The organism is Paenibacillus camelliae, assembly GCF_023715345.1.
GTDB lineage: Bacteria > Bacillota > Bacilli > Paenibacillales > Paenibacillaceae > Pristimantibacillus > Pristimantibacillus camelliae.
In genome coordinates, this window is record NZ_JAMBNY010000001.1 from 798,699 (window position 1) to 816,806 (window position 18,108).

Consider the following 18,108-nt stretch of genomic DNA (forward strand, 5'->3'; position numbering starts at 1 on the left):
ATGACTTTGAAAGCTCCCTTCTCTTAGCTACATCAATCCTCTAGCTCGTACTGGTGCTGATGTGCACGAATACTGAACACTATTCCAATTGAAAACATATTAATCATTAACGAAGTACCGCCATAGCTAATAAACGGCAACGTTATTCCTGTTATCGGCATAATCCCAATCATCATCCCGATGTTTTGAAAGATTTGGAATACATACATGGAGACAATGCCAATAATGATATAGCTCGCACGGCGATCCTTGCAGCTAAAGGCTACAATAATCATCCTGTAAATGAGCATGAAATACAGCAGCAGCAATAATGCTGAGCCTTGAAAACCAAACTCTTCACCAATAACGACAAATATCGAATCAGAGTAGGTATAAGGGATAAACCCGCCGTTCTTCATACTTCCTTGCAGATACCCCTGTCCGGACAGACCTCCAGATCCGATCGCTTGCTGTGCATTTTCAGACTGTAATCTGGCGTCGTAGCTTGCTTCCTCAGGGTGTACAAATGTATTAATTCGTTCATACCAATGTGGTTTGTTATGCTCTACAAAAAACTCTTTTATTTCATCATTGTAGCTTGTAAATAAAAACATGAAAAGCATAAGCGCGCCAACAATGATTCCGATGCCGATCAGGGCATGCCAATACTTCACATTCCCCATCCACAGCATACCAACAACGATAACAAAGTAGATAATCGCATTCCCTAAGTCAGGCTGTGCCATAACTAATGCAAAGGGAATAATCGAAAACAATCCAATTGGCAAAATATCTTGTCTAAATCGAAGCAATTCCCCTTGTCTGCGTCCTAGCAAATATGCGATTCCGATAATTAAGAAAATTTTCACGACCTCAGCAGGCTGCACCGATAGACGCCCAATTGAAAACCAGCCTTTTGCCCCATTGATCTCATCACCCAAGACAAATATGAGCACTAATGAAGCAACACCTATTAAATAAAACAGCCACCAAAGCTTTAAGAAAATTCGATAATCGATAAATAACATGGAGAACACGACGAAAAAGCCTAGTCCAAAATACATAAGCTGAGTTTTTTCAAACCCAGCGTAAAGAATCGTATACGATGTAGCACTGTGAATCACATAATAGCTGATAGCCATCAGTGCTAAGAGAATAAGCGTAATGATCCAGTCAATTTTTTTAATTTTGTTCAGCACTTATCTCAACTCATTCCGAAAAACTTACGAAGCTTCGTTAATGTCCCCGTCTTTTCATTCAGTGTCATGAGCGGAACCATATCTCCGAGCATGCGTCGTGCAATATTGCGATAAGCAAGTCCTGATTTAAAGGTTGGATTCATTGCTACAGGTTCACCAGCGTTCGATCCTGCGATAACCTTTTCATCCTCTGGAACTATTCCAAGCAAATCAATAGCAAGCACTTGGCATATATCATTAATCTCAAGCACTTCACCACGCTTCATCATTGCAGGACGAACCCGATTGACGATAAGCTTAGAAGGAATTTTATGCTGCTCCAGCAAGCCTATCACTCGATCGGCATCCCTAACTGCAGCCGTTTCTTGAGTCGTAACGATAATTGCGCGCTCTGCGCCAGCAATTGCATTTCTAAAGCCTTGCTCAATTCCCGCGGGACAGTCAATGATTACAAAATCATGCGTTTGCTTTAATTCCGTAATAATCTTAAGCATAGCATCTGTCGTAATATCATCTTTATCCTTTGTCTGTGCAGCAGGCAGCATATACAGCTCATCAAAGCGTTTATCCTTAATAAGCGCTTGCTCTAATCTGCAGCGTTGCTCAGCTACATCAACTAGATCATAAATTACTCGATTTTCTAGCCCCATAATGACATCTAAGTTACGCAAGCCAATATCCGTATCTACCAATACTACTTTTTTTCCTAATAATGCTAGTGCCGTACCAATATTAGCTGAAGTTGTTGTTTTTCCAACCCCGCCCTTACCTGATGTGACTACAATAGCCTCTCCCATTTGCTACACTCCCCTCATGATTACTGGCAGTCGATTCTCTCGATGTAAAAGCGTTAATTTTTGTATGCTTACCTGATCGTTATCTATGTACGCATACTCCATTACTCCATCACTATTCTCAAATTGGTCTAACGGTGGACATAAATAGTCAGCAATTTTCATATGCGAGGGCCTAAGCAATGAAGCCGCAATGATAGCTTCCTCTCGCCCATGAATTCCTGCGTACGCCACACCTCTTAATGAACCAAGCACATAGATATCCCCGGTACAACGTATCAAGCCACCTGGATGTACATCTCCCAGCAGCAGCAAATCACCATGATATTCGATTTCCTGACCCGCTCGTATGATTGCTGTCATTACCTTAAGCTCTGCATGCGCCTTAGGTACAGTCGGAACATCGCTTTCAATTGCATGTATAATTAAATTGCCCTGCGAACGAATAATTTCTGTTAATTGCTTTGACTGCTCCTCGCTAATCGTTCGATTACCCAGCTTTACGGTTATATGAATTAATGGACCTGTTAGTAGCTGTTGATGTGTTTTTTCGATTTTATGTTTTAGCTCATTCAATATGGCCTCGAAATCACATTGATCGTCGAGAAGGAAAAGCAGACCATCCTTAACACCTTTTATGATAATATGTTGTTTTACAGTCATCTAAGCCCCTCCCAACCTAATGTATTCTAGCTTAGCGTGCGACTTTCCTGCTTACGACCTATATTTCATCAGAGGATTCTGCGGCTCGCATTCGCTTCTCGAACATTTTACGGATTGGGACATAGATACATAGGGTAAAAACAAGCTGGAGGAACAAACTAGGTAAAATGTACTGAATGAGTGCCCATGGATACGAACCATTCGTAATTTTGAATGTTGAATATACAAAATAAAGAGCGGAATCATAAGCAAGGCTTGCAAATCCAACGACTGCGATCGCTAACAAAAGCGTAGCTTTTTTTCGTTCAAGCAGCACACCTACCGTATAACCAATTAATCCCATAAAGAAGAAATGAGGACCGATAACATGACCATAATAGATAATATCCTGCAGCAAACCAAAGCACATCCCTAGAATAAGGGCTTGATATCTGCTCTCGTATAATGCTGCAAATATAACAAGCACAAACGTAAAATGCGGAATAATTCGATCACTGTATTCAGCCGGAATGAGCCATGGCATAAGAGAGCCTTCCAGCACAAATATCGCAAGCATAAGCAATACGATACGATTCAAGCTCATGGCGTTGTCTCCTCTTTCTCAGTGGAATCAACCTCATCATCTAATTGCTGGGGAGCAGACACAACAAAAACCTCTGTCAATTTATTTAAATTAGCGTAAGGCTTAATCGTCGCTACATAGGTTAAACCAAAATCCCCAACCTTTAACGATTCTACTTCTCCTATGCGAAGTCCGCGCGGATAAATGTTTCCTAGTCCTGATGTAATGATGACATCCCCTTCAACCATTGGATCATTCTCACCAATTTTCGTCATGATGATTCGTTCCTGCTCAGTATCATAATCTGACAGTATTCCGAATGAGTCTGACTCCTTACCCATTGCAGTGGCAGAAATTGCGTTGAAGGTCGACGCGGTAGCACTTAGCTCGGTATATGGAGTAATGGAGGCGGTAAAGGGAGAAACCGAATTAACGATACCTACCAATCCATCCACCGTAACAACGGCCATATCCTTCTGGACGCCATGCTTGGAGCCAAGATTAATGTTGATGGTACGGTTATTTGCATCATTATTGATGGAAATAACCTGAGCGATCATATAGGTATAATCGTTCATGACCTTCTGATGCTCCCTAAAATTCAGATCTTCCATTAATCGTTCGTTTTCGCTTTTTATAAAATTGTATTCAACCTTGTCACGTGCATACGCGGCTGCTAGCATACGAAGTCTTTCGTTTTCCTCATAGATCTCATCTAGTTGTCTAATATCTTGAAAGAAGCCCGCAATTGCTCCTGCGGGCCGATAAATAACTTGCTGTACAAAGCCTACAGCATCCTTTAAAAACTTTTCTGGCCATGTTATTTTTTCACGGCCGCCAATTGTAAGACCTATCATTACAATTAGCACCAAAAAACCGACCATCAGCATAAATAAGCGTTTATTTTTCAGAAAATTAAACAAATGAGTCACCCGCCGTATGTCGGTTGGATAGCCTAACGCTTATACTTAGATGATTTGGTTTTAAACAGATCCATATGCTCAAGGGCGAGACCTGTCCCAATTGCAACACAATCTAGTGCGTTATCGGCTACCATAACCGGCATTCCTGTTTCCTTTACTAATAGTTGATCAATATTTTTAAGCAAAGCACCGCCGCCAGTAAGCACAATGCCGCGATCCATAATGTCAGCGGACAGCTCAGGCGGACTTTTTTCTAGCGTAATTTTCACTGCCTCTACAATGGCATTAATCGTATCTGCTAATGCATCTGTAATCTCATCAGATGAAATGGTCATCGTTTTAGGCAATCCCGATAATATGTCGCGTCCACGAATATCCATCGTCAACTTTTCTTCTAAATGCGTAGCTGAGCCAATTTCCATCTTTAACTGCTCCGCCGTACGTTCACCAATTAAAAGATTATATGCTTTTTTAATAAACTGAATGATGGATTCATCCATATTATCGCCAGCAACGCGAATGGAGCGGCTCGTTACAATGCCTCCAAGTGAAATAATCGCAACCTCAGTTGTACCACCGCCAATATCTACAACCATGCTACCTGTAGGCTCCCAAACGGGCAAGTCAGCGCCGATTGCAGCAGCAAAAGGCTCCTCAATCGTTTGTGCATCACGCGCACCTGCCTGCTTTGCAGCATCTTCAACAGCACGCTTTTCTACAGCTGTAATGCCTGATGGTACGCAGATCATAATATTCGGATGATTGCCGAATAAGGAGCGTTTTTTTTGCGCCTTCTTAATGAAATACTTGATCATAGCAGTCGTTATATCAAAATCCGCAATGACACCATCCTTCATCGGGCGGATCGCGCTAATATTACCTGGTGTACGACCAATCATTAATTTCGCGTGCTCCCCAACCTGCACGACTTCTCTCGTATCATTGCGAATAGCAACAACGGATGGTTCGCGTACAACCACACCTTTACCTTTAATATATACTAATGTGTTCGCTGTACCTAGATCAATTCCTAAATCTTTCGTAAAACTTCCAAACATGATGTAACTCCCTTCTAGTCGGTCAACCCTTAAACATTATATTACAGATTACCTTGCTCCTTCAAACTTACGAATTTTCCATCGCCTATGATTAAATGATCAAGTATCTCAATACCTAACAAGGATCCCGCTTCAGCCAATCGTTGTGTAATTTGTATATCCTCTGAACTCGGAGTCGGATCACCACTCGGATGATTATGCAGACAGATGATGGATGCACTGCTTATGCGTATTGCCGCTCGAAATACCTCTCTAGGATGTACGAGGGACGCATTGAGCGTTCCGATGGACAAAGTCTCCTTACCGATAATATGATTTTTTGTGTTCAAAAATAAGCATACAAAATGCTCTTTTTTTAAGTAACGCATTTCTTCCATGACGTACATTGCAGCATCATAGGGGCTTCGAACTGTTACAACATCTCCTAGACGGCTGCGTGCCACTCTTTTTCCTAGCTCAATGCCTGCTAATAGCTGCAATGCTTTAGCTTGTCCTATGCCTTTAATTGTCGTCAGCTCTTCAACACTCATATCAACTAGATCTCTTAATGATCCGCATTGCTGAAGTAAGCTCGTGGCAAGCTCTACTGCGGATTGATTTTTAGTTCCTGTCCGAATTAATATCGCTAATAATTCTGCATGACTTAAAGCATCAGCCCCATAAGAAATCATGCGCTCTCTAGGTCGTTGGTTATGGGGAAGCTGACGCAAGGTTTGATGTTGCATCCTGACTCCCACCTTCCTATTGAATTACATAAGCATCCGGTATAGTTTTTTATGTTTTTTTACTTACTAAAAAAGATTGACCTGAAAATTCTCCTCCAGCATTTGAGCTACGAGCGAGACAGGCAGTCCTACTACATTAAAGTAACAGCCATGAATCCCGTCTACAAAAATAGCCCCCTTACCTTGTATTCCATATGAGCCTGCTTTATCATCGCTTTCTCCGGTTGCAACATATTGTTCGATCCATGAATCAGACATATGCCGCATCTGCACTTCAGTTGCACGATGTGATACTCTCTGCTTTTCAGTAAGCGGATGAAGCAGCGTTACTCCAGTATACACTTGGTGCTCCCTGCCTCTTAGTCTTTTTAAGGTTTGAACAGCTTCTGCTCTTGAGCGTGGTTTTCCAATGATCTGCTCGTCCAAGACGACGACTGTATCCGCAGCTAAGATGAGCGCATGCTGATCGATATGACTAGGCGCTTTGTTGTCAGCAATGGCTTGCGCAACTGCTTTTGCCTTAGCCATACTAAGCTGCTCTACAGCTTCAGCAGGCTTCCAGTCTGCCTTAATACTCTCGTCAACCTCTACTGAAAAAACAGAAACCGGCAAGGAAAGGTCAAGTAAGGCGACCAGTTCCTTCCGGCGCGGTGAAGATGAAGCCAGTACAAGCTGGCTAACCGATATATATAGATTATTATGTGAAGATGCGTTCATCTAATTTTTCTCCCTTACATGCATGTACAACCTCTTCGAACAAGAGTACCTTCTACTTTAAGCTACAGCGTATTACATCGTGATCAAAGTTTAATCTATTTTAACCTCTACAGGGGTTAAAAAATTTTAACTTTCAGCACAAGGAAAATGCTTCCGATGTGCGTTTACGACGTCGGATACGCATCCAGTACTTGCTTCACGATCAAAGTTGAATCTTCTTAACTTCCACTTAAAATAAATGTTAAAAAAGTTTAACCTTCAGCACCGAGGCATATACTTCCGATGTGCGTTTTTCAAAACGCTGTAATTGAAAGAAGCTAGAGATTGAGAAGCGCAGCGTACATTATTTAGTACGTGAGCATCTACAATATTTTCGCAGAAAACATACCACGGAAGCATAATCCCTCGGCTGAATTCAAGATTCGATGCCGAATAAGCTACAACGAAAAACATCGTGATCAAAGTTGAATCTTTTTTAATTTCCTAATCCAATAAGGTTAAAAAAGTTCAGCTTTCAGCACCAAGAAGATGGAGGCCTAGTAGAAAATGAGTAGCGCAGCGTACATAATTGGTACGTGAGCAACGGAATTTTCGCTAGCACTTCATATTCGATGCCGAATAAGCTACAACGAAAAACATCGTGATCAAAGTTGAAACTTTTTTAACTACCTCTACCTCTATAGCTTACGATACCACCAAATGGCCACTACCATACCCACAATGCTAAGCAAGCTTACATTAACATGCAGTGACAAATCAAGTGAGATTACATGGAAATCAAAAGAAGGACTCCAATCTGTTGTAATCGCATTCGTTAAAAACGATAGGCCAGGGACGGATTCAAGCCAATAGGAAATAAGCGAACCTGCAAGCAGTCCAAGTAATATAAGTAGTAACAGTGTCCATTTGTTTTTCTTCATTGGTCCAATCCCTTTCTACATGCGTCTACTCCCTCTATTATACGCACCTAGATCAGGGATGACAATGAGTTTACTTACTCATACCATTCTTTCTGAAGGAGTACTGATTTCACAAGGGATGACTGTATGCTCCATAGGTATACAGACTTAGGCTCTGCTTGATAGTTTTGCAATTGCGCCTGAGCATTCATCAGCTCTTCCTTTAATGTAATGGCTTCCTGCTTATCAACGGAATCAACCCAATGTGCCTCAATCTCATTAGCGAGTGACAGCCAATTATTGTAGGAGATCTGGGCTGCGGAATAGGCAGCCTCACCAATCTTGCTGAAGCTTGTCTGTTCAAGCTGTATAGCTACAAGATCAGCATACATAGAAATTAACGCATTGCTATCCTTAAAATATTGATCAAGTTTCTCCGCCTCTCCATTGAAGGCAATCTGAGATGGCAATTGAAGCGTCATCTCCTTGCGATATGTCTCAATACCTTTTATTTTGCCTTGAATCGGTGCTGCATTCGTTGCAGTCGTTGCTAATCCAGCATATACAAAATATCGATCACTGCTATCTTTAATGTAATGTCCGTTAAACCCTCCTAGCTCCAGGCTAGCAAGTACTTCATCACGTGTTTTTTCTTGAGTGAATACGCCTGCTTGTAGCACATGATAATGGAAGCTTGCTTCACTAAGCTGTACAGCTGTTCCTGATGTAACTTCCTTTGCATCCCGCCCCTCGACTACAGGCACAGGCATATTATCATTTGACCCGACAGCTGCTGCTTGCTCAGCCTCGCTCGGCTTAGCCAGTGCGGAAAGCGGCCATACCGACACGCCAAAAACTAGTGATAGCATCAAATATCCAATACAAATACCCGTCACGATGGCACTAATGACAGAAACCGCGCTATTTAACCAAGGCAAAGGTTTTCGATCTAGCTCCTCGTGAGTTGCTTGCTCAAGGAACGTGGCTTCATCAATGCTACGAGCGCGCGTTGAATCCGCTGAAGCTTCCTCATACTGATCTAGCTCGTATAAGCGTTGCTTCTCATCATCACGTTCAACATAGTCGCTTACAGCATGAGAATAAACGTGTTCCTCGTAATGAGACCAATTCGCAGGAATCTGCTCTGCGTGAGTATCGTTATATGACTCCTGTTTTATCTTAACGTGCTTCACTTCTTCTTGCAGCTTGGCTTGGTTCACATCTTCTTGTAATAGGTTGGCTTGTTCAACGATTGCTTGCTGCTCCTGCTTATATTGTTCGATTTCAATATACTGCTCAGATACGTTACCCTTTTGCACCTGCTCATCATAAGTAGTTTGATTACTTTCTAAGCTGCTTTCACGAATTAGTTTTTCTAGCTTTTCTATATCAATCTCGTATTGATTCAAAGTCGTTGTTGCATCTATATTATGAGCTGGCTCGTCGAAGCTCCACTTTTGCTCGTTACTAAGTATAGGTTCTTCAACCTCTTCATGCAGTGCAGCTGGCTGCAGAACTTCCTGAGCTGGATGCGTTTCTTCTATCTTATTTCCTTGACGATCAAAACGATATGTAATGCGATTTGGTTTTGTCACAACAATCACTCCTCTCTTCTATCACTAGTATTCTATGAAATGCGAATTCATATTATGATAGACAAGAAAAGAAAATTGTTTTCGGTGATAGCTCATAGATTCTCAAGACCAAAACAAAAAAAGAACAAGCATGGAGGGCTAAATAGAACCCTCACCGATTGTTCTTTTCCTAATTTATGTTGTTGTACCGTGTAGTCTTTTATTGCTTGATGTAATCGCCAAGCTCGTGGGCAACCTTCCATATATCACCGGCACCCATCGTTATGACAATATCACCAGGGGTAATTGTTGTCTTAAGCTGAGCCAGCACCTGCTCCTTGGTCGGAATATACGTAGCATTATGCTGACCGCTTGCCTTTATTAATTCAACGAGCTTCTCAGAAGAAACCCCTTCTATTGCTGCTTCCCCAGCAGGTGAATAAATATCAGTGATGATCACACGATCCGCCTCTGGAAACGCTTTGCTAAATTCATCCAACAAAAAATAAGTTCGCGTAAATCGCTGCGGTTGGAAAACAGCTGTAATACGTTTTCCAGAAGCTTTAGCTGCACGAATAGTCGCTGTAATTTCTGTAGGATGATGTGCATAATCGTCAACCACAAGCATATCATTTACATCCGCCACGACTTGAAAACGTCGCTTGGCGCCTTCAAACTTAGTGATGGCAGTACGAATCTCCTCAATCGCTACACCTGCTTCAATGGCAGTAATAATGGTTGCCATTGCATTGTACACATTATGAAGTCCAGGTACAGACAGCTTGAAGCTGCCTAGAGACTGACCCTGATGGTGAAGCTCAAAGCTTACACAGCGATCTCCTTCTTCGATGTGACTCGCTTTATAATCCGCTTGCTCAGTAATTCCATAAGTAATCAGCTGCTTCTTCTGTAAGTCCTCTGAATCATACACGCGAGGCAGCAGCTCACGAACATTTGCGTCATCAATACAAACGATCGCTTTGCCATCTGATTTAACTTGCATTAGAAACTGTACATAAGCTTTTTTAATATTTTCGAAATCTCCATCGTAATTTTCAAGATGATCCGCTTCAATATTTGTGACAACAGCTATTGATGGGAAGTACTTAAGGAACGATCCATCACTTTCGTCTGCTTCTGCTACAAGATAGCTACCCTTGCCTGCTTTTGCATTGGTACCAAGATTAACAATTTCTCCGCCAATGATGTACGTAGGATCTTGATTCGTCAGTTCCATAACAAGAGCGATCATGGATGAAGTGGTTGTCTTACCATGTGCACCCGCAACTGCAATTCCTTCTGTAGCATTAAGCAATTTAGCTAGCATTTCTGAGCGGTGGAGCACCGGTATGCCTGCACGTTGTGCGGCAACAAGCTCTACATTATCAGAGCTGACAGCGGTTGAGTATACGACAAGTGTCGCCCCTTCCACATGAGAAGCATCATGACCAAGACTAACCTGAGCTCCTTGCTCTGCGAGCTTGCTCGAAAGTGCTGACTGTGCCAAATCAGAACCTGTTACTTTGTAGCCCATTTCCAATACAACCTTGGCAATCGCACTCATTCCGTAACCACCAATACCGATGAAATGAACTTGTTCATTTGCTTTCAAAGAGAATTCACCAGCCTTTTTCTGCATCCTTGTTGTGTAGCATATACGAGCGTACGTCTCCTATCAAATACAATGTCCCAGTAACTACTGCTAGATCTGATGGTTCGGTTATTTTAAGTAATAATGCCAGTGCCTTTTTCCAATCCTTCTCTACGATGACGTTAGGAGAAGTCTGCAGGCCTAGCTCATGACCAATATCCTCGACCACAGCACGCAGCTGCTCAGCATCTTTTGCCGATCGATAATTAGGCTCTGTAAGTATTAACGTATCCGCTATAGTTAATATATGCTTCAATGTGTCACGGTGATTCTTATTCTCGATCATTCCCATAACAAGATGTAACTTTTCATACTTAAATGTAGAGGTTAAGGAGTCAACAAGCACCTCAGCGCCTTCAGGATTATGTGCACCGTCAATTAGCAAGCGAGGCTGATCACTGATTTGCTCTAGACGCCCTGGCCAGGTCGTCATCTTCATTCCCTCAAGCAAATCCTCGTCCTCGATGACAAGCGCATAATATTGACGAAGCACTTCGATGGTCATAAGGGCAACTGCAGCATTCTGTCGTTGATGAGCGCCCTTCATCGTGATCGTAACATCTTCAAGATTACGGAACATTCCTTCAAATCTGAATTGCTGCTCCTGCTCATCCACATATAGTGGCATCTGATCGAATTGCTGCTGATACAAATATAGGGTGCTCTTCTTTTCTCGAGCAGTGTTCGTGATCACTTGGATGGCTTCTGGCTGAGTTACACCTGCAATAACTGGTGTACCCGGCTTAATAATTCCTGCCTTCTCAGCGGTAATTGCTTCAATGGTATCGCCAAGTCTATCCATATGATCATGACCGATATTTGTAATGACTGAAACGACAGGGTGAACGATATTCGTCACATCAAGTCTGCCGCCTAGCCCAGTCTCCCATACGACATAATCTGGATAGGTTACAGTCGCATAATATAAGATGGCGATCAGAACAGTAACCTCGAACATCGTTGGAGAACCAAGCTCAGTTTGTGCCATCTCTTCGACAAGCGGTCGGACCTTGTTAGCGAGCTGAAGCAGTGTCTCCTCTTCTATATCTTGACCATTATATTGCATGCGATTCGTAAATTTTGTAATATACGGCGAAGTAAACGTTCCAACATCATAGCCGCCTTTTATAAGAACATGGGTAAGGTAAGAGCATACAGAGCCCTTACCATTAGTTCCAGCGACATGAATAAAACGCAGACGTCGATGCGGGTTTTCAAGCGCATCGAGCAGCTGCTCAATACGCTCCAGTCCTGGACGTATTCCGAATGGAATCAGTCCGTTAATCCAATCGACAGCTTCTTGATAGGAATGCATCAAAACGTCATCATGAAGTTTGCTCATATCGATTCTCCTTTTTTCTGCGAATTAACCGCGAAGCTCAGCAATACGTTGAACAACCTTGTCACGCTTTTCCGCATAATCCTTCATTTTGCTGCGTTCTTCCTCAATCACTTTAGCTGGCGCTTTCGCTACAAAGCCTTCATTCGCAAGCTTTTTCTCTACGCGCTCAACCTCTTTATTCAAATGCTCGATTTCCTTCTCAAGTCGAGCAATTTCCTTATCAATATCAAGCAAACCAGCTAACGGTAAATATAGCTCTGCCCCAGTTACAATTGCAGACATCGCTTTATCAGGTGCGGCTTTGCCAATTGCTATCTCTAGCGTTGAAGTACCGCAGAAGCGCTCAATAAACTCTTCATTCGAAGCTAGAATTGCAAGCTCCGCTTCGCTTGAAGGCTTCACGATAAGATCTACCTTCTTACTCATCGGCACATTAACCTCTGCTCGAATATTACGAACAGCTCGAATCATATCCATGAGCAGCTCCATTTCCTTAACAGCCTGTGGAGCAGCTAGCTTTTCATCATATACCGGCCAAGGAGCAAGCGTAATCGTTTCACCCTGATGCGGTAGATGCTGCCAGATCTCCTCAGAGATAAACGGCATGAATGGATGGATTAAACGCTGCGTGCGATCCAGCACATAAGCCAGCACGGATTGCGTTGCTTTTTTAGCCGCTTCATCGGAACCATAAAGGCTAAGCTTCGAAAATTCGATATACCAGTCGCATAGATCATCCCAAATAAAGTTATAAAGCAAGCGACCCGTTTCACCGAAGTCATAGCTGTCCATTAAGCGAGTTACATCGCGAACCGTTTCATTCAGTCGATGCAAGATCCAGCGATCTGCAGTGCCAAGCTTCCCATCCAGCTGAATATCCTCATACGTAAAGCCTTCCAAGTTCATAAGAGCAAAACGTGAAGCATTCCAGATTTTATTGGCAAAGTTACGAGCTTGCTCTACCTTTTCGTAGCGGAAACGTAGATCCTGACCCGGAGTGCTGCCCGTAGAGATCATGAAGCGCATCGCATCCGCACCATATTGCTCGATTACTTCAAGTGGATCGACGCCATTGCCAAGAGATTTCGACATTTTTTGTCCATCTTTATCGCGAACAAGTCCATGCATGAGAACATCCTTGAACGGAATCTCATCTGTGAACTCAAGCGCTGTGAAGATCATGCGAGCGACCCAGAAATAAATGATATCGTAGCCAGTAACGAGCACATTTGTAGGGTAGTATCGCTTCAAGTCTTCGGTTTGCTCTGGCCATCCAAGTGTAGAGAACGGCCATAGCGCAGAGCTGAACCATGTATCAAGCACGTCATTGTCTTGACGCAGATTCGGATCCTGTTGGTCCTCGCGCGATACGATCATTTCACCTGTTTCATCGTTGTACCATGCAGGAATTCGATGCCCCCACCATAGCTGACGAGAAATACACCAGTCACGAACATTTTCAATCCAATTCAAATACGTTTTCTCGAAGCGCTCTGGAACAAATTGTACACCTTTACCAGACTTCTGTGCTGCGATAGCCGCTTCAGCAAGAGGCTTCATAGCAACGAACCATTGTGTGGATAGATAAGGCTCTACAACAGCACCACTGCGCTCACTGTGCCCAACCTGATGCACATGATCCTCAATCAACACGCATACGCCATGCTCCTGAAGATCAGCAACGAGCTGCTTGCGGCAATCAAAGCGATCCATTCCTTTATATGGTCCTGCCTCATCATTCATTGTACCTGTCTCATCCATAACGATGATTTGCGGCAGCTTATGACGCTCACCAACCTCAAAGTCGTTCGGATCATGTGCAGGAGTGATTTTTACTGCGCCAGATCCAAATTCCTTCTCTACATATTCATCAGCGATAATTGGAATTTCGCGGTTAACGACCGGAAGCACAATCATCTCACCGATTAAATGCTTGTAGCGCTCATCCTCAGGATGCACCGCAACCGCTGTATCTCCAAGCATTGTTTCTGGACGTGTTGTTGCTACGGTAATGTAGCCAGAGCCGTTTTTCAAAGGGTAGCGTAAATGGTACAGATGACCATTGAGCTCCTTATATTCAACCTCAATATCTGACAATGCTGTTCTAGCTGCAGGGTCCCAGTTAATAATTTTTTTACCGCGATAAATTAAGCCTTTTTCGTATAGACGTACAAAAACCTCGCGTACGGCCTTCGATAACCCTTCATCCAGCGTAAAGCGCTCGCGTGAGTAATCGAGAGACAGTCCCATTTTTGCCCATTGCTCGCGAATGGTGTTGGCATATTGATCCTTCCATGCCCATACCTGTTCAAGGAACTTTTCACGACCAAGATCATGACGGGAAATCCCTTGCTCACGCAGCTTTTGTTCTACCTTTGTTTGCGTTGCAATACCTGCATGGTCTGAACCAGGCAGCCATAGAGCGTCATAGCCCTGCATGCGCTTCGCACGGATAATAATGTCCTGAAGCGTAAAGTCTAGCGCATGGCCAATATGAAGCATTCCCGTCACGTTAGGCGGTGGAATAACAATTGTAAACGGCTCCGCATCTTTTCGTTGCCCCGCTTGAAAATAGTTGTTGTTCATCCAATATTCATACCATTTTTGTTCAGCAGCCTTCGGGTCATACGTTGTCGGCATGCTTAATTTAGACTGATTCTCTGACATTTCTTCATCCTCCATACGATAAATATGCAATAAAAAAGCCTTTCATCCTTATAAAAAGGACGAAAGGCTATTCTTCCGTGGTACCACCTTCATTCCATACGACTACGACCCTCGTATGGCTCTCAATACAGATAACGGCTGCAGCCGGCCATACCTATTAGTAGCGATCAGATCGCTATGTTCAGCTTGGCAATTCAGAGGCGACCCATATACTTATTATCCTGTAAAGCCTCACAGCGAACAGCTCTACTCTCTGAAGGTAATGTACGTATACTATTCCTCATCATCATTATTAGACATATATATGTATAATAACGTATGAAGAGGTTCTAGTCAATTTCAACGAGAGGTTATTCAAACAACTCATCAAAAACTTAAGACGGGATGTATAGCAGCTGGCCTGCTGTAATGGCTGATTCATGCAAGTTGTTACGCACTAATATATCTCGTGCACTAATGTTATACCGCGTAGCAATTTGCTCTAGGGTATCGTCTTTTTGCACAATAATCATGCGGATACGCTTAAATTCATTCTGCTCAGGTCGTTTGCTAATAAATAGCTGCTTCCACTGAACCTCATCATCCGCTGCTTGCTGCGCGGCTGCCTCAGCCTGTTGTCGATCTTCTTCCTGCTTCTGAAGGTTTGCAGCTTGCTGAGCGGCCTGTTCCCTTAAGCTAGAATTCAATATGGTGCGAATCCCCTGCGTTTCATTCTCCTCTTTGTTGCCGTTTAATGCGATGTGAAGCTCGCGTGTAGCAGGAGGCTCTGTTACTTGTTCACTTACTTGTTCGTTAGCTTCCTCTGCTTCCTCCGCCCGCTCCTCTTCTTGTTGTTCATTATCATTCTGCTCTTGATCGGCTTCGCTTTGCTCCTCGGATTCTTCTGCCTGATCTTCTTCTGCCTGTGCACGTTCCTCCGAAGCTACTGGCTCCCATGCACTCCATTGCTCTGCGCTGTCTTGCTTTTCGCTGTCCTGCGCTAGATCTGAGTTATTGGCAGTAATCTCCTCTTGCAGTGCAGTTTCCTCTTCACGTGCCTCACTGGCAGATTGCTCATTATGCGTAAACTGAGAAGCCTGTTCAGCTTGATAGGAGAACTGCTCCTCTGCTTCCTCCACCACCTGCTCTTCTGATGCTTGATTAGCGTTCGCTTCTTGCTGCTCCACCACTCGAGCAAAGCTCCAATGGTCCTCATTGGTTACAGCCTGCTCTGGAGCAGGTGCGTATTTTTGCTCAATAAACTGAACATAGCTCGACAGCTGATCTGCCGTGGACTGCTCCCAGTTATAGCTATTAAGGTCTGGACGTGACTGATCCTGCTGCGCTGCATCTATCTGTTCTTCGGGAGCCGCCTCTATCTGATTATGATATAAAGAGGCTTCCGGATAAGTATACTGCTCCTGCGGTGCTTCCTCTGTCTGTTCCTCTACACGATATGGCTGCTCGTATGGGTAGGTATAACGAGCTTCTTCCTGCTGTTCACCTTCATACTGCTGCATCCCTTCGCCTGAATGCTCTGCCGCTGCGTAATAAGCTTCAACCTGTTGCTCCGCAGACTCGTAGGGTGAAGCTGCCTCATATTGCTGTGCCGCTTCATAATAATTTTCTGCAGCATACTGTCTAGCATCCTCATTTTGGTCAGCTGCTTCATGCTGCTGAACCGCTTCGTATTGCTGGAATGTCTCGTACTGATGAGCTTCCGTATATTGCTCGGCTCCCTCAGTTTGCTGTGCTTCATATTCTCTTTCTTCTTGACTCTGCTCAGCCTCTCCATATTGCTGAGCTGCCTCGTATTGATGAACTGCCTCATACTGCTGGGCGTAATTGAACTGCTGCTCAGCTTCTTGTGCATTCTCTTCTCTGCCATCTTCCTCTTCGCCACGAGAGTGCGATGCAGTAAAGGCTTCCACATTCCAACTATCGCTTTCTTCTTCCTGCTCTAGCGTAATACCGCGCAGCGATAATATCCCTGTTAGATTAAGTGCACGTGATGACAGCAGCACGACGTCAAACGTATCAATATCTACCGTTATTTCATCAAGCTTCGTTACACGATTCATTGGCAGTGTAATTTCTACTGGAATCCAATGCTCAAGCGCAACTTGCTCGTCCCCTGCTCCTTGAGCTCGATAAATACCGTTCAATACAAGCTGGCCCTGTAAAACCGCATTTTCACCTTGATCTATCACTTGAATCCGAGGTACTAGCTCAATTTCCTCCAGCTCATCAATTGCTGCTACATTTTCAGGTAAATGTACACGCTCATAAATATCAAATCGAAGTCCATTAGACACGAAAAAGCCTCCCTTCACAATAATGAATGCTTGTTTTACAAAAGCTTTCACTATTTATCTATATGGTGAAGGAAGGCTACGCATGACTAACTTTTAGTTATATCCTGCTTAATTTGTGCATACCAATCCGGTAGTTTTGATTCGATGACAAGCTCCTCAGCTGTAACCGGGTGGACAAAGGTTAGGCTCGAACCGTGCAATGCCTGATGACTAAGCAGCTCCGTATTACCGCCGTATAGATAATCGCCGACGAGCGGGTGACGGATATGACTCATATGTACGCGAATTTGGTGAGTTCGTCCTGTTTCGAGCGATAGCTTAACAACGGAATACTTCTCGCCGCTCTCCAGCAGCTCATAATGGGTGACAGCGTGCTCACCCTTCGGATTCACAATTCTTCGCTTAGGCTGATGACGATCCTTGCCTATCGGCTCGCTAATTGTCCCTTTTTTTGATTTTAATTGACCGTGAACAATCGCTACATACTTACGATCTATCTCTTTATTTCTCATTTGCTCATCTAGTCGCTGCTGTGCCAGCTCATTCTTCGCATATAACACAGGTCCTGATGTATCATCATCCAAGCGATGAATGTGACGGACGATAATAGGATCATTGCTGCGCAGCATATGAACAGCGACAGCAACATCCAAGCTGTTACGCTGACCTTTGTTCGCACCGTGGACAGGCATCCCTGCAGGCTTGTTAGCGACTAGCAAATGATCATCCTCGTACAGCACTTCAATTTTTGGAGCGCCAACCTTTGCCTCTGTCTTAGCCGCACGGTAATCTGCATCCTGTTCTAGATCAGCATACGTATAGGCGAGCAGATGCAGATCCTCTCCGACAAATCGAATTCCACCTACAGAGAAAATCCGATTCAACCATTTTGCGGGAAAAACTGAACAGGCGAGCAGCCATTGCCGCACAAGATGCGGGTGACTGCCGACCTTAGGCTGATATTGTGCCTGCTCTGCTGTTAAGCGTTTTTTTAATTCCGTATAATTCAACACAAGCTCTGTTCCTTCTCGCGAGAGTAACCCCTCTAACATTGCATTCAC

Annotated in this window: 15 protein-coding genes and 1 other annotated feature; all 15 genes read right to left on the bottom strand. The window is 43.7% G+C overall.

From position 1 onward, the window contains the following. Window positions 1-32 precede the first annotated feature (32 nt). Window positions 33-1,178: an FtsW/RodA/SpoVE family cell cycle protein gene (locus M3180_RS03725; RefSeq protein ID WP_251665906.1), complete on the bottom strand. Its 1,146-nt coding sequence runs from the start codon at window positions 1,176-1,178 to the stop codon at window positions 33-35. A gap of 5 nt (window positions 1,179-1,183) precedes the next feature. Beyond that, a complete protein-coding gene (gene minD / locus M3180_RS03730) occupies window positions 1,184-1,975 on the bottom strand; it encodes a septum site-determining protein MinD (protein ID WP_251665908.1) in 792 nt (263 codons plus the stop codon). 3 nt (window positions 1,976-1,978) lie between these two features. Then, complete coding sequence (locus M3180_RS03735) at window positions 1,979-2,635, bottom strand: septum site-determining protein MinC (RefSeq protein WP_251665909.1); 657 nt, start codon at window positions 2,633-2,635, stop codon at window positions 1,979-1,981. Between the two features lie 58 nt (window positions 2,636-2,693). Next, window positions 2,694-3,218: a rod shape-determining protein MreD gene (mreD, locus tag M3180_RS03740; RefSeq protein ID WP_251665910.1), complete on the bottom strand. Its 525-nt coding sequence runs from the start codon at window positions 3,216-3,218 to the stop codon at window positions 2,694-2,696. Further along, window positions 3,215-4,129 carry a rod shape-determining protein MreC gene (mreC, locus tag M3180_RS03745; RefSeq protein WP_251665911.1) on the bottom strand — a complete coding sequence of 305 codons (915 nt, stop codon included), beginning with the start codon at window positions 4,127-4,129 and terminating at the stop codon, window positions 3,215-3,217. The genes mreD and mreC overlap by 4 nt, the downstream gene beginning before the upstream one ends. A 23-nt stretch (window positions 4,130-4,152) precedes the next feature. Further along, window positions 4,153-5,178: a rod shape-determining protein gene (locus M3180_RS03750; RefSeq protein WP_251665913.1), complete on the bottom strand. Its 1,026-nt coding sequence runs from the start codon at window positions 5,176-5,178 to the stop codon at window positions 4,153-4,155. A 41-nt stretch (window positions 5,179-5,219) separates the two neighbouring features. Beyond that, entirely contained in the window at window positions 5,220-5,903 is a 684-nt protein-coding gene (radC, locus tag M3180_RS03755) for a RadC family protein (protein WP_251665914.1), read from the bottom strand. Between the two features lie 66 nt (window positions 5,904-5,969). After that, window positions 5,970-6,620, bottom strand: coding sequence for a Maf family protein (locus M3180_RS03760; protein WP_251665916.1), 651 nt, complete (start codon window positions 6,618-6,620; stop codon window positions 5,970-5,972). A gap of 677 nt (window positions 6,621-7,297) precedes the next feature. Further along, complete coding sequence (locus tag M3180_RS03765; RefSeq protein WP_251665918.1) at window positions 7,298-7,540, bottom strand: DUF4321 domain-containing protein; 243 nt, start codon at window positions 7,538-7,540, stop codon at window positions 7,298-7,300. A gap of 74 nt (window positions 7,541-7,614) precedes the next feature. Next, a complete protein-coding gene (locus M3180_RS03770) occupies window positions 7,615-9,114 on the bottom strand; it encodes a hypothetical protein (RefSeq protein WP_251665919.1) in 1,500 nt (499 codons plus the stop codon). A 199-nt stretch (window positions 9,115-9,313) separates the two neighbouring features. Beyond that, entirely contained in the window at window positions 9,314-10,705 is a 1,392-nt protein-coding gene (gene murC / locus M3180_RS03775; protein ID WP_251665920.1) for a UDP-N-acetylmuramate--L-alanine ligase, read from the bottom strand. A 7-nt stretch (window positions 10,706-10,712) separates the two neighbouring features. After that, on the bottom strand, window positions 10,713-12,086 hold the full coding sequence (locus M3180_RS03780; RefSeq protein WP_251665922.1) for a bifunctional folylpolyglutamate synthase/dihydrofolate synthase: 1,374 nt from the start codon (window positions 12,084-12,086) through the stop codon (window positions 10,713-10,715). A 24-nt stretch (window positions 12,087-12,110) separates the two neighbouring features. Continuing rightward, on the bottom strand, window positions 12,111-14,753 hold the full coding sequence (locus tag M3180_RS03785) for a valine--tRNA ligase (RefSeq protein ID WP_251665923.1): 2,643 nt from the start codon (window positions 14,751-14,753) through the stop codon (window positions 12,111-12,113). 52 nt (window positions 14,754-14,805) lie between these two features. Continuing rightward, window positions 14,806-15,049, bottom strand: a binding site (T-box leader). A 78-nt stretch (window positions 15,050-15,127) separates the two neighbouring features. After that, a complete protein-coding gene (locus tag M3180_RS22880; protein WP_251665925.1) occupies window positions 15,128-17,047 on the bottom strand; it encodes a LysM peptidoglycan-binding domain-containing protein in 1,920 nt (639 codons plus the stop codon). Window positions 17,048-17,133: 86 nt separating this feature from the next. Further along, window positions 17,134-18,099, bottom strand: a complete 966-nt coding sequence (locus M3180_RS03795) for an RluA family pseudouridine synthase (protein ID WP_251665926.1) — start codon at window positions 18,097-18,099, stop codon at window positions 17,134-17,136. Window positions 18,100-18,108 lie beyond the last annotated feature (9 nt).